Origin of the sequence: Brevundimonas sp. (genome assembly GCF_036732845.1) — a bacterium.
In the GTDB taxonomy this organism is placed as follows: domain Bacteria; phylum Pseudomonadota; class Alphaproteobacteria; order Caulobacterales; family Caulobacteraceae; genus Brevundimonas.
Genome location: NZ_DAINBO010000034.1, coordinates 1 through 18,796, shown reverse-complemented (window position 1 = coordinate 18,796; position 18,796 = coordinate 1). Strand labels below are relative to the sequence as shown.

General features: G+C 69.8%; 14 protein-coding genes and 1 pseudogene. 4 read left to right on the top strand and 11 right to left on the bottom strand.

From position 1 onward, the window contains the following. Positions 1 to 2,714 (bottom strand): ATP-dependent DNA helicase (locus tag V7D63_RS10805; RefSeq protein WP_333592286.1); only part of this gene is annotated, 2,714 nt, incomplete at its 3' end. Then, on the bottom strand, positions 2,711 to 3,760 hold the full coding sequence (gene rhuM, locus V7D63_RS10800) for a RhuM family protein (RefSeq protein WP_333592285.1): 1,050 nt from the start codon (positions 3,758 to 3,760) through the stop codon (positions 2,711 to 2,713). The genes rhuM and V7D63_RS10805, both read right to left, overlap by 4 nt. Before the next feature lie 58 nt (positions 3,761 to 3,818). Here rhuM and V7D63_RS10795 point away from each other — a divergent pair, with 58 nt between their 5' ends. Together V7D63_RS10795 and pdeM are read left to right on the top strand one after the other, a co-directional pair. Then, positions 3,819 to 6,458, top strand: coding sequence for a ligase-associated DNA damage response DEXH box helicase (locus V7D63_RS10795; protein ID WP_333592284.1), 2,640 nt, complete (start codon positions 3,819 to 3,821; stop codon positions 6,456 to 6,458). Between the two features lie 169 nt (positions 6,459 to 6,627). Continuing rightward, positions 6,628 to 7,371: a ligase-associated DNA damage response endonuclease PdeM gene (gene pdeM, locus V7D63_RS10790; protein WP_333592283.1), complete on the top strand. Its 744-nt coding sequence runs from the start codon at positions 6,628 to 6,630 to the stop codon at positions 7,369 to 7,371. Here pdeM and V7D63_RS10785 read toward each other — a convergent pair. The 3 genes from V7D63_RS10785 to V7D63_RS10775 all read right to left on the bottom strand — a co-directional run bounded on the left by V7D63_RS10785 (position 7,368) and on the right by V7D63_RS10775 (position 11,980). Beyond that, positions 7,368 to 8,189, bottom strand: a complete 822-nt coding sequence (locus V7D63_RS10785; RefSeq protein ID WP_333592282.1) for a TIGR02186 family protein — start codon at positions 8,187 to 8,189, stop codon at positions 7,368 to 7,370. The two genes, pdeM and V7D63_RS10785, sit on opposite strands and share 4 nt — an antisense overlap. Beyond that, positions 8,189 to 9,112, bottom strand: a complete 924-nt coding sequence (locus V7D63_RS10780; protein WP_333592281.1) for a sulfite exporter TauE/SafE family protein — start codon at positions 9,110 to 9,112, stop codon at positions 8,189 to 8,191. The genes V7D63_RS10785 and V7D63_RS10780 overlap by 1 nt, the downstream gene beginning before the upstream one ends. A 123-nt stretch (positions 9,113 to 9,235) precedes the next feature. After that, positions 9,236 to 11,980, bottom strand: coding sequence for a tetratricopeptide repeat protein (locus tag V7D63_RS10775; RefSeq protein WP_333592280.1), 2,745 nt, complete (start codon positions 11,978 to 11,980; stop codon positions 9,236 to 9,238). 184 nt (positions 11,981 to 12,164) lie between these two features. Between V7D63_RS10775 and V7D63_RS10770 the strand changes: the two genes are divergently transcribed. After that, on the top strand, positions 12,165 to 12,410 hold the full coding sequence (locus V7D63_RS10770) for a hypothetical protein (protein WP_333592279.1): 246 nt from the start codon (positions 12,165 to 12,167) through the stop codon (positions 12,408 to 12,410). 87 nt (positions 12,411 to 12,497) lie between these two features. Here V7D63_RS10770 and argF read toward each other — a convergent pair whose 3' ends face one another. The 5 genes from argF to V7D63_RS10745 form a co-directional block, all read right to left on the bottom strand. Continuing rightward, positions 12,498 to 13,412: an ornithine carbamoyltransferase gene (gene argF / locus V7D63_RS10765; protein WP_333592278.1), complete on the bottom strand. Its 915-nt coding sequence runs from the start codon at positions 13,410 to 13,412 to the stop codon at positions 12,498 to 12,500. Between the two features lie 149 nt (positions 13,413 to 13,561). After that, positions 13,562 to 14,752: an aspartate aminotransferase family protein gene (locus tag V7D63_RS10760; RefSeq protein WP_333592277.1), complete on the bottom strand. Its 1,191-nt coding sequence runs from the start codon at positions 14,750 to 14,752 to the stop codon at positions 13,562 to 13,564. 89 nt (positions 14,753 to 14,841) lie between these two features. Beyond that, positions 14,842 to 15,393 carry a YcxB family protein gene (locus tag V7D63_RS10755; protein WP_333592276.1) on the bottom strand — a complete coding sequence of 184 codons (552 nt, stop codon included), beginning with the start codon at positions 15,391 to 15,393 and terminating at the stop codon, positions 14,842 to 14,844. Between the two features lie 8 nt (positions 15,394 to 15,401). Then, a complete protein-coding gene (locus V7D63_RS10750; RefSeq protein WP_333592275.1) occupies positions 15,402 to 16,631 on the bottom strand; it encodes a winged helix-turn-helix domain-containing protein in 1,230 nt (409 codons plus the stop codon). 5 nt (positions 16,632 to 16,636) lie between these two features. Next, positions 16,637 to 17,446: an ABC transporter permease gene (locus V7D63_RS10745; RefSeq protein WP_333592274.1), complete on the bottom strand. Its 810-nt coding sequence runs from the start codon at positions 17,444 to 17,446 to the stop codon at positions 16,637 to 16,639. A 249-nt stretch (positions 17,447 to 17,695) separates the two neighbouring features. On the opposite strand from V7D63_RS10745, the gene gcrA reads away from it, so the two are divergent. Further along, positions 17,696 to 18,220, top strand: a complete 525-nt coding sequence (gene gcrA, locus V7D63_RS10740; RefSeq protein WP_333592273.1) for a cell cycle sigma 70 cofactor GcrA — start codon at positions 17,696 to 17,698, stop codon at positions 18,218 to 18,220. Between the two features lie 231 nt (positions 18,221 to 18,451). On the opposite strand, the pseudogene V7D63_RS10735 reads toward gcrA, so the two are convergent. Next, positions 18,452 to 18,796: pseudogene (locus V7D63_RS10735) on the bottom strand (MFS transporter); the annotation flags it as partial.

Genomic DNA, 18,796 nt, shown 5'->3' with positions numbered 1-18,796 from the left:
CGCCGGATCAGTCGGCCGAAGGCCTGGGCCATGCGGCCGCGCGCCAGGGCGTCGTCATAGCCGCGCCCCCGGTCGAACAGGCTTCCCAGCCGCTCGCGCCGCGCCTTGTGCAACAGGTCGGGCCGGGGCCACGGCACCCGGTCGAACACCAGCAGACGCAAGCTTCGGCCCGGCACATCGACCCCGTCGCGCACCGCATCGGTGCCCAACAGGCAACTGTCCTGTTCGACCCGGAACATGTCGACCAGCGCCCCGACCTCCAGCGGATCGACGTGCTGGGCGTAGAGCGGCAGGTGCGCCTTGGCCAACTCCGGTCCCAGCCGCTCATAGACGGCGCGCAGCCGCCGGATGGCGGTGAACAGGCCCAGCGCCCCGCCGCCCGAGGCCAGGAACAGTTCGCGCATCGCCGCCGCCGTCTGGCGCGGATCGTCCTTGGCCACATCGGTGACGACGATGACCCGGCTGTTGGCCGCATAGTCGAACGGACTGTCCAGCTTCAACGTCCGCGCCGGTTCGATCAGCCGCGCCGCGCCGGTGCGCATCCGCGCCAGGTCGAAGGGATCGGACCCTTCCACCCCGCCCGGATCGGACAGGGTGGCCGAGGTCACCAGAACGCCATGGGACGGCGCGATCACGGCGGCCTCCAGCGGCACGGTCGGGTCGATCCAGTGCCGCCGCAAGGCCACGTCGTGGATGCGGCCGAACGCCGTCTCGGCCGACAGCCAGTCGACGAAGTCGGGGTCCGGCTCGTCGCCCGCCTCCTCCAGCGCCGCCAGCATGGAGCGCCAGCCCGGCAGGGTCATGCGCGCGCGCCGGTCCAGACCGCGCAAGGCCCCCTCGATCCGCGCCCGCGCCGAGCCGTCCAGCTCGACCGCCTCGTCGTCCAGAACATCCTCCAGATGCCGCGACAGGGCCAACAGCGGCGCCTCGACGTTCGCCAGCGCCCGCGCCGCCGCCCGCGCCGTCTCCAGCACCGGATCGGTGACGGGGCGCAGGGCGCACTCCAGCCCGAACTCGGACCCGCCCGAACTTTCCGACGTCCGCGCCCTGAGCTGATCCAGCGCCGCCGCCAGAAACCGTTCGATCGGCCCGATCGGATTGACCTCTCCGCTCGCCGGGGCGATGCGCGCCGACACCCCCTCGCCCGGCAGTTCGGCCGCCGCGCGGATGGCGTCGTTCAGGGCCTTGGTCGCGGCCTCGCTGTCGGCGCACAGGTCGCCCAGCCTCTGTTCCAAGCCGCGCCCGCGCCGCCCGCGTCCCTCCGGTCCCCGGATCCAGCGGCGCAGTTCGGCGGATTCCTGACCCGACAGGGCGGCGGAAAAGGCGCTGTCGGCGGCGTCGAACAGATGGTGCCCCTCGTCGAAGACGATCCGCTTCAGCGCCGCCGTCTCGCCGTCCTGTTTCTGGCCCCGCGCCGTGCGCGCGCCGTCGAAGGCGGCCTGGGTCATGACCAGGGCGTGGTTGGCGATGACCAGGTCGGCCCGGCGGCTGGCCCGAATGGTCTTTTCGACGAAACAGGCGCGATAGTGGGGACAGGCGGCGTGGACGCACTCTCCGCGCCGATCCACCAGATTGGCCGCCCCCGCCTGCTGGGCCGGGGCGATCGCGAACAGGCCGGGCAGCCAGCCGGGCCAGTCGCCGCCGGTCATGTCGCCATCCCGGCTATGCAAGGCCCAGCGCGCGGCCAGGGCCGTCCCGATCAGGTCGCCGGTCCCCAACTGGGCGGCCTGAACCATCTCTTGCAGGTTCAGCAGGCACAGATAGTTCTCGCGCCCCTTGCGCACGACCGCCTTGCGTTTGCGCTCGGCCGGATCGGGCCACAGGCCGGCGCTCTCGCGGTCGATCTGGCGTTGCAGGGCGCGGGTGTAGGTCGAGACCCAGGCCGCCCCCGCATTGCGCTCGGCCCACAGGCTGGCGGGCGCCAGATAGCCCAGGGTCTTGCCCGTGCCGGTCCCCGCCTCGGCCAGCAGCATGCGCGGCCGCCCCTCCTGGTCGCGGGGCGAAAAGGCGTAGGCCGCCTCGGCCGCATAGTCCGACTGGGCCGGACGCGCCTCGTCCAGGCCCGAGGCCTGCAGCAGCTTCTCCAGCCGGATGCGGGCGGACTCGGAGTCGACCGGGACCGAACCCGCCTCGCCGCGCGGCGCCTCGTCCTCCCACTCCGGCATGCGCGACCAGACGTCCAGGCCCGAGCCGCGATGCTGGCGATCACGCACCGGCTGGGACCGCAGGGCCTCCAGCACCCTCGGTCCCCAGGCCCAGCCCGCCCGGTCCAGGGTCTCGGCCAGGGTCACGGCCGCCTCTCGCCCCGGATAGGCCGGATCGGCCATTTCCTTCAGCAGCAGACGCACGCTCTGCATCAGGGCCTGCGCCTGCGCCTCGGCCCCCTTCGGTTCGGTCAGGCCCAGGGCCAGGGCCAGACCCGTCGGCGAGGGCGCACAGAACCGCGCCGGCCGCACGAAGGCGAACAGCTCCAGCACATCCATCACGTCGCGCGACCGGGGCGGCGGCGCCAGCCCCAGCCGCCGCGCCGTCAGCGCCGCATGGGCCACCAGCACCGGCCCGCCGGTCAACAGCCCCTCGGCCGCGCCGCGCCCGATCCGGCGCGCACCCTGATCGTCACACACCGCCCCGGCCCCCGGCGGCGTCGCCAAGGCGGGCGGCAGGTCCAGCCGGGATTCGGCGGCGGCCTCGGATGCTGTCTTCGTTTCGATCACGGCGTCCGCTTCTTGGCCTTGATCGTCTTGGCGATCTGACCGAGCTGGTCCTCTCCGGCCCTTTCGGCTTCGAGACGCCTTATGGCCCGGTACGCCTTGATCTCCTGGGCGGCGTGACTGACGCTCGTCGCCGCACCCTGAGGTTTCAACGGGCGGCCATCCAGCTTGATCAGGTCGCGCAGCTTGGTCTGGAAGTCCTCCAGGGTCGTCATGCGCCGCTGCTCGGCCTGGCTGTCGAAGAACTCCAGCACCAGGCTTGTGATGTGGTTCAGGGCCTTGATCTCAGGTTCGTGCAGCAGGTTTTTCGCCGTCTTGGCCTCTTCGACCGTGGGGACCGCGCCCTTGAAGGTGACGACGCCCGCGCCGTCCTGCCGATGGTCGACCCGCTCGATGACCAGGTCCGACGCGGTCTTCTGCAACACGGCCCAGTGCAGGGTGTTCTGTATGTCGGCGAAGAATTCGGTCCTTTGGGATCGGTCGTCGGGATCGTAGTCCGCGCAGAAGGACGCCAGTTCCAGAATGCGGGTCCACATCCGCTTTTCCGACGACCGGATGTCGCGAATGCGGTCCAGCAGTTCGTCGAAGAAATCCGGTCGGCCGTCGGGCGTCTTCAGGCGCTCGTCATCGATGACGAAACCCTTGGTCAGATAGGCCATCAGCACCTGGGTCGCCCAGATGCGGAACAGGGTGCCCAGCCGCGAACTGACGCGGTACCCCACCGATATGATCACATCGAGACTGTAGAGATTGGTCCGATAAGCCTTGCCGTCAGCGGCAGTTATCCGGGATTCCCGGACAACTGAATCCGCGGTCAGCTCGCGGTCGTTGAAGATGTTCTGGATGTGCTCGCTGACGGTTCGCACGTCGACGCCGAACATGTGCGCCATCTGCGCCTGGGTGGCCCAGAAGGTGTCGCCCAGGACGCGCAGTTCGGCCCGGACCCCGTCCTTGGAGATATAGACCAGGAAGCGGTCGCCGGTGTCGCCGTCTTCGCGAATGGTCACGGGACCGAGCGGAGGAATGTCAGGCAGCGGCTTGTCCGTCATGCCGCCAGGCTAGCATTTCAGAAAATGAAACGGAACGGGAACATGCTATATCGCTCTCGTGTCGCCGCCCATCGCTCCCGCACCGCTTCCGCCGCTGTTCGCCGACTGGTTCGCGCGGCGCGGCTGGTCGCCCAGGCGCCATCAGTCGCAGATGATCCAGGCAGCCCGGGACGGCGCGCACGCCCTGCTGGTCGCGCCCACCGGCGGCGGCAAGACCCTGGCCGGCTTCCTGCCCAGCCTGATCGACCTGGCCGAACGCGGGCCGCGCCCGGCGTTCGGTCCTGGTAGCGGGGTGCACACCCTGTATCTGTCGCCGCTGAAGGCCCTGACCACCGACGTCGAGCGTAATCTGATGACGCCGATCCGCGAGATCGGACTGAACATCCACGTCGAGAGCCGCACCGGCGACACCAAGCCGTCCAAGCGCCAGCGTCAGCGTGACGTCCCGCCCGACATCCTTCTGACCACGCCCGAGCAACTGGCCCTGTTCTGCGCCTGGGAAGGCTCCAGGGCCTATTTCGCGGATCTGAAATGCGTCGTGCTGGACGAGATCCACGCCATCTGGAGCGGCAAGCGCGGGGATTTGCTGAACCTGGGTCTGGGGCGGCTGCAGGCCTTCGCGCCGGAGATGCGGCGGGTGGCCCTGAGCGCCACCGTCGATGATCCGCAAATGATCGCCGAATGGCTGTCGCCCCATGACCCTTCCCCCTTCGCGGGGGAAGGTGGGCCGCAGCGCGGCTCGGATAGGGGGGTTGGCGGCGACAACCTCTCTCTCGACGATGAAGTGCGTGGCGAACACACCCCCCTTCCGTCTCGCTCCGCGAGCCGCCTTCCCCCGCAAGGAGGGAAGGATGTTGTGATCATCCGCGGTGATCCCGGCGCGCCGCCGGTGGTCGAGATGCTGATCAGCGAGGGCGAAACGCCGTGGGCCGGGCACACCGGCCGACACGCCATTCCCGAGGTCTATGACGCCATTCGCGGAACCAGGCTGGCCCTGGTCTTCGTCAACACCCGCTGGCAGGCCGAGTTCGTGTTCCAGCAGCTCTGGGCGATCAATGAGGACGCCCTGCCCATCGCCCTGCATCACGGCTCGCTGGCGGTCGAACAGAGGCGCAAGGTCGAGGCGGCCATGGCGCGGGGCGATCTGCGCGCCGTGGTCTGCACCTCGACCCTGGACCTGGGCATCGACTGGGGCGACGTCGATCTGGTCATCCAGCAGGCCGCGCCCAAGGGGGCCAGCCGCCTGGTCCAGCGCATCGGCCGGGCCAACCACCGGCTGGACGAACCCAGCCGCGCCCTGATGGTCCCGGCCAGCCGGTTCGAGATGCTGGAATGCCAGGCCGCGCGCGAGGCGGTGGCCGAAAACGCCTTCGACTGGGAGCCGCATCACGTCGGCACGCTGGACACCCTGGCCCAGCACGTGATGGGCGTGGCCTGTTCCGAGCCGTTCCGCATGGAGGACCTGTATGCCGAGGTGACCGGCTGCGGTCCCTATCGCGACCTGTCATGGAAGGCGTTCCAGGAGGTGGTCGATCTGGTCGCCACCGGCGGCTACGCCCTGCGCGCCTATGACCGGTTCGCCCGCATCGTGCGCGACCGCCAGGGCCTCTGGCGCGCGCGCGACGCTCAGATCGCCCAGAACCACCGCATGAACGTCGGCACGATCACGGCGGCGGCGACCCTGAACGTCCGTGTCGCCTCGCGTCGGGGCGGGACGGCCCTGCGCTGGGTCGGCGGAAAGAAGATCGGCGAGGCCGAAGAGCATTATTTTGAACAGATGACCCCCGGCGACACCTTCGTCTTCGCCGGGCGCGTCTGGGCCTTCCAGGCCGTCGTCGGCATGGACGCCCTGGTCAGTCCCGCCGACGACAGGGAGCCGAAGATCCCCTCGTGGGGCGGGTCGAAATTCCCGCTGTCGACATCGCTGGCCGACCGGGTGCGGGCGATGATCCAGGACCGGGACCACTGGCGCGTCCTGCCCGTCGACGTGCAGGAATGGCTGGCGCTGCAAGAGACGCGTTCGACCGTCCCCGCCGCCGGGGACATGCTGGTCGAGACCTTCCGGCGCGGCGCGCGTCATTATCTGGTGGTCTATCCGTTCGAGGGCGCCCTGGCCCACGGAACCCTGGCCATGTTGCTGACGCGGCGGCTGGACCGTTTGGGCGTGGGACCGCTGGGCTATGTCGTCACCGACTATTCACTGGCGATCTGGTCGATCCTGCCGATGGACAAGTTGGACTTCGGCGCCCTGTTCGAGCCGGACATGCTGGGCGACGACCTGGAGGCCTGGCTGCAGGAGAGTTTCATGATGAAGCGCGCCTTTCGCGACGGCGCTCTGATTTCGGGCCTGATCGAGAAACGGCGGCCGGGCGCCGAGAAGACCGGGCGTCAGGTGACCTTCTCGACCGACCTGATCTACGACGTGCTGCGCCGTCACCAGCCCGATCATCTGTTGCTGCGCACCGCCCGCGCCGACGCGGCGGCAGGCCTGCTGGACGTGGCGCGGCTGGGCCAGCTTCTGACCCGCGTCCAGGGGTGCGTCGTGCACCGGGCGCTGGATCGGCCGTCGCCCTTTTCGGTTCCGGTGCTGATCCAGATCGGACGCGAGCGGGTCGGCGGCGGCGAGGCGGCGGACATGATCCTGGAAGACGCGGCCGAGGCCCTGATCGCCGAAGTGATGCAGGAGGGATCAATGTGAGGAACCTGACCATCTTCCTTCTCCCCTTGGGGGAGAAGGTGGCTCGCGGAGCGAGACGGTTGAGGGGGATGGCTGCATCACACCCATCGTCAATTGAAACGCCCATCTTGTCTTACCCCTCATCCGAGCGGCTCCGCCGCCCACCTTCTCCCCCAAGGGGAGAAGGACGATGAACCCGGCCCTGCGCGAAACCCTGTCGCCGATGCGCCGCCCGTGCGGGTCGCTGCGCCTGACCGTGATGGGCGAGACCTGCGTGCTGCGCCGTTCGGGCGCCCTGTGGCTGCCCGATCATTCGGCCCTGGTCGCCGGGGACCTGCATCTGGAAAAGGGTTCGGCCTTCGCCGTGCGCGGCCAGATGCTGCCGCCCTATGACAGCCGGGCGACGCTGGACCGGCTGGCGGCCGAGATCGCCGATCTGAACCCGCGCGCCGTCGTCCTGCTGGGCGACAGTTTCCACGACAGCCGCGCCCTCGGCCGCATGGCGCCTGACGACCGCGCCCGGCTGGACGTCCTGGCCGAGGGCCGCGACTGGCTGTGGGTCGAGGGCAACCATGATCGCCGGGCCTTGGAACAGGCCGATGCCGACGCCCTGGGCCGCCTGCCCGGTCGGGTGCTGGACGCCCTGGTCCTGGGCGACCTGCGCCTGATCCACGAGCCGTCGCCGACCCCGCGGCCGGGCGAGGTGGCCGGGCATCTGCACCCTGCCGTGCGCGTCGCCGCCCATGGCCGGGGCGTGCGCCGCCCCTGTTTCGTCACCGACGGACGCCGCCTGCTCTTGCCGGCCTTCGGCGCCTTCACAGGGGGATTGAGCGTGCGCGATCCGGCGGTGGCGGGCCTGTTCGAGACCCCGCCCCTGATCGCCGCCCTGGGCCGCGACAAGGTGCACGCGGTGGCGTGGGGGAAGGCCCTCTAGCTTCGCCTGAACAGTCGGCTGGCCCCATAGCCGGTCAGGGCCGCCAGCAGGACGCACAGCACGCCATAGCTCCACGGCCGTCGGTGGGCGAACTCATAGACCTCGCGCTCGAAACCGACCTTCTCGACCGTCAGGGTCAGGTTGGACACCGACAGCGGCTCGCCGTCCTGGAACAGCCAGACCTCGGTGTAATAGCGCCCGGTCGGCGCCGTCGCCGGCAGGGTGACCTCGGCGCGGAACAGGCCGCGGTCGACGAACTCCACCCCTTGCGGATCGGTGTCATAGAGCTGGGCCGCCTCCTTCAGGCGGATCACGGCCCGGCGCCAGTCCAGATAGTCCTCGCCCAGGCGGCTGACGACCACGTCGCGCACCCCATACCGCGTGACGGTGCGGCTTTCCTCCGGGGCGTTGATGCGCAGATGGTTCACCCCCACGCCCAGCCGCCGAAGCTGGCCGAAGTCGGCGATGTCGGACAGGGACCGGGTCGAGGCGGTCATGTAGAATCCGGGCGCCCCCTCGAACAGCACCGGGCGGCTGTTCAGCCAGACGCCCATGTTGCGGGTCTTCTTGACCAGGCGGATCGGCTCGTCCGGCCCGCGCACCACCACGACCACGTCGGCGGGCTGGTCCGACGGATTGAACACCGCGCCGTACAGCACGATCGACGCGCCTCTAAAGCCGGAATCGACCCGCACCCGCGCATCCGTCAAAGCGGCGGCGACGCGCAGCTCTCCGGTCGTGGCGACCGACCGTTCGGGCGCGGGCGTCCCGGCCACGACGGCGGGCGGCAGGGGCGGCGGCGGCGCGGGAACGGCCATCAGTCCGCGATCCCCGGCGCCAGTTGGAAGATCTCGCTGGGCCGCACGAACAGCTCCAGCCCCATGTAAAGGCCGACCGCCAGCACGATGACGCCCAGCAGCGCCCGCAGCTCCTCGGCCCGCAGCCGTCCCGACATGCGCGCGCCCCACTGCGCCCCGACCACCCCGCCCAGCAGCAATATGGTCGACAGCACGACGTCGACCGTCTGATTGCGTCCGGCCTGGAGAATGGTGGTGATGGCCGTGGTGACGATGATCTGGAACAGGCTGGTGCCCACCACCACGCTGGCTTTCATGCGCAGCACGTACAGCATCACCGGCACCAGGATGAAGCCGCCGCCCACCCCCATGACGGCCGACAGGACCCCGGCGAACACGCCCAGCCCCAGCGGCGGAATGGCCGAGATGTAGAGACCCGATTTCGGAAACCGCACCTTCCACGGCAGGCCGTACAGCCACAGGGGCCGGCGGCGGTCCTTCCTCTTGGGCGGCTCGCCCCGGCGGCGGCGCAGGATCTCGGTCAGGCTCTCGTTCAGCATCAGCGAGCCGATGACGCCCAGGAAGATCAGATAGGACAGGGCCACCATCAGGTCCGCCTGGCCCAACAGGCGCAGATAGCGGAACAGCTCGACCCCCAGGAAGGCCCCGACCGCCCCGCCCAGGGCCATGATCCCGCCCATGCGGAAATCGACCGCCCCCTGGCCGCCGTAGCGGATCACGCCGGATGTGGAGGAGGCGACGACGTGGCTGGCCTGGCTGGCCACCGCCACCGACGGCGGAATGCCCATGAAGATCAGCACCGGCGCCATCAGGAATCCGCCGCCGATGCCGAACAGGCCGGACACGAATCCGACCCCCGCTCCCAGCAGAACCAGGATCGGCCAGTTCACCGAAACCTCGGCGATCGGCAGATAGATATCCAAAGGACGCGCCTTCGGCTGGAACGGTGGAACTCAAGGCGCCGGAAGGCGACGTTATGGTCTTAGCGAGCGTCGCCCCGGCCCGCCAGCCGATACCCGCTCGACGCTAGAGACAGGGTTAACCCGTCAACCGGCCAGGGGTTCGACCTGAAAGGCCTCGGCGGCGCGGCGGGCCGCGCGGACGGCGGCGGGCGTGGACCGTTCGCTCAGCCGCGTCACGGCGGCCGGCGCCTCTTCGTCCCCGCCGCGGGCGGCGATCATGTACCATTTCAGGGCCTCGGCCGGGTCCGCCGCTATGCCTTCGTCGCCCATCTCGAACAGGCGCGCGACATTGTACTGGCTGTCCACCAGCCCCTGTTCGGCGGCCGACAGCAAAAGGCGCAAGGCCTCGGGCCGGTCGCGTCCGCCGCCCATGCCGTCATACAGATACATGGCGTAGGCGTGTCGGCCGTGCGGATCGCCGCTCTCGGCCGCGCGGCGCGCCCAGGCGCGGGCCTGGGCCAGGTCCTTGGGCGCCCCGGCCTCGCCGTCCTGATACAGTTTCACCAGATGAAGCTGCGCGGCCGGTTCGCCCATCTGGGCCGCGCGTTTCATCGTCTCCAGACCGGCCGTGTCGCCGGCGTCCAACTGCTCCAGCGCCTGGGCGTACAGACCCTGGGCCTGTTCCAGGGCCGCCGCCGTCGGCGCCTCGGTCGGGGTCAGGGTCAGGGCCACCGGCGCGGCCTCCGCGGCCGGAGCCGCGCCGCCCAGTCCGGGAATGGCCAGGGTCCCGTCCGTCAGGCGCGAATAGCCGTAAACCCCGCCGGTCAGGGCCACGGCCGTGACCGAGGCCAACAGGGCCTTGCGCACGGTCGAACCGTCCTTGGCCGCCTGTTTGTCCAGCCTCTCCTGAAGCTTGGACTTGCCGCCCTTCTTGAGGTTCAGGCCGAAAGACGCGCGGGCGGGCGCTTCCGGCGCTGGGGCCGCCATGGCCGCGCGGGCGGCGTCGACCGCGCTGCGGGTCGAGCCTGAGGCGGCGCGTCCGGCGGCGGCGGCGGCGCCCATGGCGCCGCGCAGGGCGCGCGGATCGACGAAGTCGGTCTCGGCGGCGAAGTCGTCGTCGCTGAAATCGTCGCGGCCCTCGAAGGCGGCGGCCGGGCGGCGCGGCGTCAAGACCGGCGTTTCGAGCGCCTCGGCGGTGGCGTCCAGGGCGTCCCGCACATCGGCGCCGCCGAAGGCCGCGAACGGCTGGGGCGCGCCGAAGGGCGTGGCCTCAGCGACGGCCTCGGCTGGGGTCTCGACCTCGGCGAAGGCGGCGGGCGCCGCGTCTCCGGCCGCATCGTCGGGCCAGCCGTGCGTGTCGAAGGTCGGGTCCTGGAAAGCGGCCGAGCGCCAGTCCGGGGTCACCACGGTCTCGTCGCGCGCGGACGGCGGTTCGGCCGACGTCATGGGCGCCAGGGAGGACGGCGCGGCGACCTCATAGTCCGGCAGCGGCGCGGGCCGGACGCCGTCGACGCGGCGCTCGATGCTGTCGCGCGCCTCGGCCAGCAGTTTGGCGGTGCGCTCCTCGGACAGGCGCATGCGTTCGGCCAGTTCGCCCGAGGCGCGGTCGTAGCGCTGCTCGATCTTGTCCGAACTGTCGGCCAGACGCTTGCCGATCTCCTCCAGGGCCTGAGCCGATTTGCGTTCCGACTGGGCGATCCGCTCGGACAGCCGATCCGAGATGCGGGTGATCTCGCCGCCCAGCTTTTCAAGGGCCAGGGCGTGCCGATCGTCGGCGGAAATCAATCGTTGCTCGACGGCCTGGGCGTAGCGGCCCAGGTCGCGCTCGACCTTGCCCGACAGGGTCTCGCCCAGACGGGCCATCTGTTCGGCGCCCGTGCTCTCGGCGCGCTGCATCCGCCCGTTCAGATTCTGGGCGATGCGCAGCACTTCGCGGCCCAGGGTCTCGATCGACTGGGCCGCGCGTTGCTCGGCGGCCTTGGCCTGGTCGCCGACCGACGCCAGGGTGCGCTCCAGCCGATCCATCCGGCCTTCCGCCTCGGCCGTGTCCATCCGGCGCATCATTTCGGCGCGGTTGGTCTCGACCTGGCGCGACAGGGTCTCGGCCAGCTTCTCGAAACGGGCGGTCTCGCGGGCGCCCGTCGGCTCCATCCGCGTCTCGGCGGCGCCCAGGCGGCGATCCAGGTCGGCGAACGACCGCTCCAGCCCGCGCAGGGCCTCGGCGGTGCGGGACTGGGCCTGGTCCAGACGGGCGCCGACCTGATGCAGCAGGTCCTGGCCCGGCGCGGCCTTTTCGACCGCCTCCATCCGCTGGCGCAATTCGTTGACGGACGAGCGCTGGCGCTCCTCCATGTCGTAGAGGCGGCCAGCCAGGGCGCCCAGGGTCGTCTCGACCTTGCCGAAGGTCTCGGTCGTGCGCGGCCCGGTTTCGGTCTCGAAGCGGCGAAGGCGCTTGTGGCCCTCTTTCAGCTCCTCGGAGATGTCGTCCAGGCGGCGGCCCCAGGCGCGTTCGCCGACGGTCTGTTCGTCCAGGCGCCGCACCAGACCGGCCACGGCCTGGTCCACGCCCTGGATGGCGGTCTGCGCCCGGCGCTCCGACGCCTCCAGCCGCGCGGCCAGGGCCTCGACCGAGGCCGACACCCGCTGCAGACCGTCCTCGCCTGCGCCATAGGCGTCGTCGACCCGGCGGCTGCGGCCGCGGCGCTCGAAACTGTCGGCGGCGTGGGCGCGGCGCGGCAGCGGCGTATAGCCGTCCTCATCGCCGTCCTCGATGATCATGGAGTTCAGCCATTCGCCCAGGGTCATTCCCGACCTGCGGGCCAGGTCCTTGGCGATCTCGCGCGCCTTGGGGTCGATCCCCTTCACGCTCCACGGAGCGGCTGCGCTCACTGATTCGCCTCCCGACCTATACGCTTCACGCTAATCGTCCAGATCAGGGGTGTAAACGGAGCGTTAACCCCAAGATGTTGGGGCCGACCAACGATCTGTGGAAATCGCCGCCCGCCGATCCCAACGGATCGCCCAGCCGTGGTTAACGAGGCGTGAAGATTAACCTCCCGGCAAGGAATTCCGCTTGCGGAACGACGCGCCAGCCGCCACCTCCCGCGCCATGGACCTGACCCTGACCCTGATCCTGCTCGCCGCCTCTCTGGCCCTGACGGTCTTCGCGGGCTGGCGCGGCGCCCAGCCGCCGAACCTGATCAAGGGACCGCGCATGGTGCCGTGGCGCTTTCTGATGGTCATGGGCGCGGCGCTGGTGATGTTGCTGCTGATCCACCTGGCGACCCTGGGCGGCATGACCCGGGCCGACTGGGTCTAGATCGCCGCCGACGGCGGACCAAGCGAGCCGGGGCAACAAGTGAGCCAGATGTGAGCGACGATCTTGCTCACGCCTTCGCTCACTCGTCTAACCCGCGAAACACCAGGCCAGCACCGCCTTCTGGGCGTGGATGCGGTTCTCGGCCTCGTCCCAGACCAGCGAGCGCGGGCCGTCGATGACCTCGTCGGTGACCTCTTCGCCCCGGTGGGCGGGCAGGCAGTGCAGGAAGACCGCGCCCTCGGCCGCCGTCTCCATCAGCGCCTCATCGACCGTATAGGCGTCGAAGGCGGAAAGCCGGTCCTCATAGTCTTGATCGCCCATCGACACCCAGGTGTCGGTGACCACCACATCGGCGCCCGCCACGGCCGCCTTGGGGTCCGAGGTCAGCATGACGTGGTCCCCGCCCTTGGCCAGGTCCATCAGGTCGGGATGGTATTCCGCCGGACAGGCGACGTTCAGCCGGAAGCCGAATTTGGGCGCTGCGTGGATGAAGCTGTGGCAGACGTTGTTGCCGTCGCCGACCCAGGCGATGGTCTTGCCCGCCACCGGCCCGCGATGCTCCTCGATGGTCAGCAGGTCGGCCAGGATCTGGCACGGGTGCGACCGGTCGGTCAGGCCGTTGATCACCGGCACGGTCGAGACGCGGGCGAAGCGTTCGACGTCTTCGTGGCTGTTGGCGCGGATCATCACCGCATCGACCATGCGCGACAGCACCCGGGCGGTGTCCTCGATCGGCTCGCCACGGCCCAGTTGCATGTCCCCGGCGTTGGCGATGATGGCCTGGCCGCCAAGCTGGCGGATGGCGGCGTCGAAGGAATAGCGAGTGCGGGTCGAATTCTTCTCGAAGATCATCGCCAGCACCCGGTCCCTGCCCGGCGCATCGGCGTCGGCCCGGCCTTGCGGCCAGCCCTTGCGGGCCTGTTTGCGGGCATGGGCGTCGTCCAGGATGGCCCGCAGCTCGGCCGCCTCCAGCCGATGGATGTCGAGGAAATGCCGGACCATTCGTCTGCTCCGCTCATCCCCGCGAAAGCGGGGACCCAGTGCTTTGGGCGACAGGTCGCCACAAGGGTTGCTTGACGCTCATCCCAGCCGCCAGCCTTCGTGAGGCCCTTGCTGGATCCCCGCGTTCGCGGGGATGAGCGGGTGTTGGTTCAGGCCGCCGCCTTGGCTCGCGCCGCCTCCAGCGCGCCCTCGAATTTCGAGATCGCCAGGCGCGCCTCGTCCAGCGTCAGGTTCAGCGGCGGCAGGATGCGGACCAGGTTGTCGCCGCCGCCCGCCACCAGCAACTGTTGCGTATCGCGCGCCAGGGCCATGAATTCGCGGTTGTTCGGCACCAGCTTGACCCCGATCAGCAACCCCTTGCCGCGCACGTCGACGATCAGGTCGGGGAAACGCTCGGCCAGGCCGACCAACTGCTGCTTCAGATAGCCGGCGATCTCGTTCACATGGGCCAGGGTCTCGGGCTTGGAGATCTCGCCGAAGGCCGCCAGGCCGACCGCCATGGCCAGCGGATTGCCGCCGAAGGTCGAACCGTGCACGCCCACCGTCATGCCCTTGGCCGCGTCGGCGGTCGCCAGGCAGGCGCCGATGGGGAAGCCGCCGCCCAGGGCCTTGGCCACGGCCATGATGTCCGGCGTCATGCCGGCCCATTCATGCGCCCACAGCTTGCCGCTGCGGCCCATGCCGCACTGGACCTCGTCGAAGATGATCAGCACGCCGGTTTCGTCGGCCTTTTCGCGCATCCAGCGCAGGTCCTCGACCGGGGTCTCGCGGCAGCCGCCTTCGCCCTGGACCGGCTCCAGGATGATCGCCGCCGTGGTCGGGTTGTCGAACGCCGCCTCCAGCGCCGCCTTGTCGCCCCACTTGAGCTGATGAAAGCCCTGCATCGGCGGGCCGAAGCCGTCGGTGTAGTTCGGATTGGCCGCGGCGTTGATCGCGCCATAGGTGCGGCCGTGGAAGCTGCCGTCGAAGCCGTAGATGTCGATGCGCTCGGGCTGGCCGTTGGCGACGTGATGCTTGCGCGCCGTCTTCAGGGCGCACTCGACGGCCTCGGTGCCCGAGTTGGTGAAGAAGACCACGTCGGCGAACGACTTTTCGCACAGGGCGTCGGCCAGGGCTTCCTGGCCGGGAATGCGGAAGATGTTCGACACGTGCCACAGCTTTTCGGCCTGGTCCTTGACCGCCTGGACCAGAACGGGGTTGGCGTGGCCCAGGGCGTTGGTCGAAATGCCCATGACGCAGTCCAGATATTCGGTTCCGTCCTTGCCCCACAGCCGGGCGCCCTGGCCACGCTCCACCTCCAACGGCGCGCGGTTGTAGACACCCATCAGATGGTCGGACATGTCGGTCTCCGAAAAGCGAGACGGTCCCGGCGCGGATGGCGTCGGGACCGCTGGAAAAGGGGTCAGGCCTTGTCGGACTCTCTGCCCGCCTAGTCAACACCGGCGCCGAGACGGCCGGAGGTTCTGGCCTCGTCGATCAACCGTCTCAGAACTTCCAACTGGGTTGGGTCCAAAAGCCTTTTGGGCAGTACCGGATTATTCATGGGCGTCACCAGAAAGAGGATGCGATCCTTCTCTTCCCGCACACTCTTGATGCCCCGCCAGTCGATACGGTTGTCCTGCAGGGGGGTGTCGAATCTCAGCCCGCTTTCATTGATCGTCCAACGCCATCCAAGACCGCCTGTCGGAGCCATTTGATGCGCCCGCATCACGGCGCGGCGGTACCACCACCCACCGATGAGCCACGCCGCCCATGTACCGATGATGCTTGCGCCGAAAAGACCGGGCGGTATCAGGCCGTCGGCAAAATCAATGGCTAGAAATCCAAAGATCAGCAGCCCGAGCATGGGCGCGTAGGTCGGCACGACGCAGGCCCAATGCACCACACCCCAGCCCTTGTTGACGGGCCGCATCTCTCGGGGCGTGGGACTTACATCCTCAATTTCGACGGTCAGTGGGTCGACAGGTTTTTCAAAATCCATGACCGGGATTAGTCGGGACGATAACGATCCGGGTCAACATCGCGCAGAGCGTCAGACAGGTCATCAGCCAGGTCCCCCCGGCCCGTCGTCTCGACCCGCTCCAGCCCCAGCCAATCGGCCATGCGGGTCAGCTCCCGCGCCAGCCGCACCGCCGTCTCCGGCCCGGTCTGGTCCTCGCGCCAGGCCGCCTGGACCCGCAGCACGCCGACCTTGCGGTCGGCCTTCAGATCGACGCGGGCGGTGATCGCCTCGCCCTCCAGGAACGGCAGGACGTAATAGCCGTGGCTGCGTTTCTCGGCCGGGGTGTAGATCTCCAGCCGCACCTTGACGCCGAACAGCCGCTCGGTGCGGTCGCGGGTCCAGATCAGATTGTCGAACGGCGACAACAGGGCCGTCGCCTCGACCCGCCGGGGCCGCCTCGCCTCGGGCCAGACATAGGCCGGGTGTTTCCAGCCCCGCACCCGAACCGGCGTCAGCTCGCCCGCCTCGACCAGATCACGCACCGCCTGGCGCGCCAGGTCGACGGGCAGGCGGAAATAGTCCCGGATGTCCGCCTCGGTCGCCACGCCCAGCGCCTGCGCCGAGATCCGCGCCAGGCCGCGACAGGCCTCGGCCTCGTCCGGCGTCGGCGCGTCGCGCACCGCACGCGGCAGGACCCGCTCGGTCAGGTCATAGACCCGCTCGAAGCCGCGCCGCGTCTTGGTGGTGATCTCCCCGGCCCAGAACAGCCATTCCAGCGCCCGCTTGCCGTCCGACCAGGCCCACCAGCCGGGCGCCCCGCGCGGGCCTTCGGCGAAGTCGCCGCCGACCACCGGCCCGCGCCGCTCGATCTCGGCCAGCACCCGTTCGATGTGGTCGCGCCGCTCGCGGCCGAAACGGGCCAGTCCGGTCCACATCTGGCCGTTTCGCGCCCGCGCCATGCGCCAGCGCAGCAGGGGCTGGATCTCGACCGGCATCAGCGAGGCCTCGTGGCCCCAGTATTCAAACAGACTGGGCGCCTTACCCCAGGCCTCGGCCTCCAGCACCTCTCGCGGATAGGTCCCCAGCCGCGAGAAGGGCGGCAGATAGTGGGTGCGGCTGACCACATTGACGCTGTCGATCTGGATCACGCCCAGGCGCCGCGCCGCATCCTTGAACTGGCGCGTTCCCGGCGCGTCAGGCCGCGCGCGGGCCAGGCCCTGGGCCGCCAGGGCCATGCGGCGGGCGGCGTCCGGGCCGATCTCCTCGGGCGCCGCCACTGGGCCTAGCTCTTCAGCCGCCAGCCCGAGCGGAACACCGCCCAGCAGGCCCAGGCCACGACCAGGGTCAGGCCTCCGCTCATGGCGATCCCGATCGCCAGATCGCCCTCGGCGTGGCCGATGAAGCCCGCGCGGAAACCGTCGATCAGATAGAAGAAGGGATTGAACCGGCTGATCGTGTCGAACGGCGCCGGCAGATTGTCGATCAGATAGAAGGTGCCCGACAGGAAGGTCATCGGCATGACGATGAAATTCTGCACCGCCGCCAGGTGATCGAACCGCTCGGCCCACAGTCCGGCCAGAACTCCGGCCATGCCCATCAGCAGACAGGCGATCAGGCCGAACCACAGGACCAGGCCCAGGTTCGCCACGCCCAGTTTGGCGAAGGGCAGCACGCAGACCGCCGTCACCAGCCCGACCGCCAGCCCCCGCGTCGCCGCCCCCAGGGAAAAGCCGATCGTCAGCTCCAGCGGGCTGAGCGGCGGAGTCAGGAAGTCGGTCGCCGTGCCCATGATCTTGGCTTGGATCAGGCTGGAGCTGGCGTTGGCGAAGGCGTTGTTCAGCATCGCCATCATGATCAGGCCCGGCGCCACGAACTCGGCGAAGGGCGTGCCGTGCAACGGCGGCCGCGCGCCCTTCAGCGCCACCACGAAGACCAGCATATAGAGCAGGGTCGTGACCACCGGAGCCAGCACCGTCTGGGCGCCGACCTTCCAGAACCGCTGCACCTCGCGCAGATACAGGGTCCACACCCCGAGCCAGTTGACGCCATCGTAACGGCGGGGCTGAGGGGGTGTGATCGCGGCGTCGGTCATGCCTCGCAGATGCGCGCGCCCGGCTCTTTTCGCAAGTCGCCTCTGCCGCGAGCAACCGCGTCGCGGGCGCTGGCGACGCCGGGAATGCGCCGGTTCGCCGAACATCGATTCAATATCTTGTTCCTGTGGACAGGGTGATTCGCATATCTTGCGGTCGTTAAGGGCTAGTTTACGATTAGTGGTGGGCGCCGGGCGCTGAGGAAGCCGTCCGACCCCACATATTGAATCCACCGCCCGGGAGGGGACGTCATGACCGCAGGCTGGACCGAGGACCGCGTCGGCACGTTGAAAAAGCTGTGGCTGGAGGGCCAATCGGCCAGCCAGATCGCCAAACAACTGGGCGGCGGCGTCACCCGCAACGCCGTGATCGGCAAGGTGCACCGCCTGGGCCTGTCGGGCCGGGCCGCTCCGTCGCAGCCGGCGCGCACCACCTTCCGCGCCGCCCGTCCGCGCCCCGAAGCGCCCGTGACCCGCGCGCCCTCGGCCCCGCGCCGCATCGAGGCGGCCCAGCCGCGTCCGGCGGTTCCCGCCGCCCCGGTCCCGCCGCCGATGCCCGACCTGCCCGGCACGGCCACGGTCATGACCCTGGGCGCCCATATGTGCAAATGGCCGATCGGCGATCCGTCGTCGCGTGAGTTCAGCTTCTGCGGCCGTCGCGCCTCGGAAGGCGTCTATTGCGTCGAACACGCCCGCGTCGCCTACCAGCCCCAGGTCAAGCGCGGCGGCAAGGACGGCGCGTCGGAACTGGCCCGCAGCCTGCGGCGGTACATTTAAGGCCCTACCGCTCGCGACGCGGTCGCTCGCTGCTTGAGGGCGCCGCTATGCGCGAGTCCGTGCCGCGCACGGTGACTTTTCGGCGTCATCACGCCGTCATCAACGCCCCCTAGAGGGGCGCTCTTCCCACTCGCCGGTTCGCGCAAGCGGCCGGCGAGACTCCAGGGGGCGAGGCTGCGGTTCTCCGGGTTGACGCAGCCTCGACCGCCTCGCCCCCCTTCCCGTCCGAGATCAGGTTCTGACGCCGCCTTCCGGTCCCGGCTGGGACGCGGGCTGGGCCGCCGGCGACGGCGTCTCGTCGCGATCCGGCAGATCCTCCGGCCCGCGCCGCAACAGCGGGCTGGTCCAGCACAGGGCCAGGGCCGCCGCCAGCATCAGGCCGTTGGCCGCGAACGGCGCCCATTCGGTCCATTGATACAGGGCCACCCCGATCACCGGCGGCGCCAGAAAGCCGATCCCGGCCAGGGACATGATCAGCCCCGCCACCGCCCCCTGCTCGCCGGCCCCGACCGACAGGGACGATCCGGCGGTGAAGCCCGGCCGGGCGAAGCCGACCCCCATCGACACCACCGCATA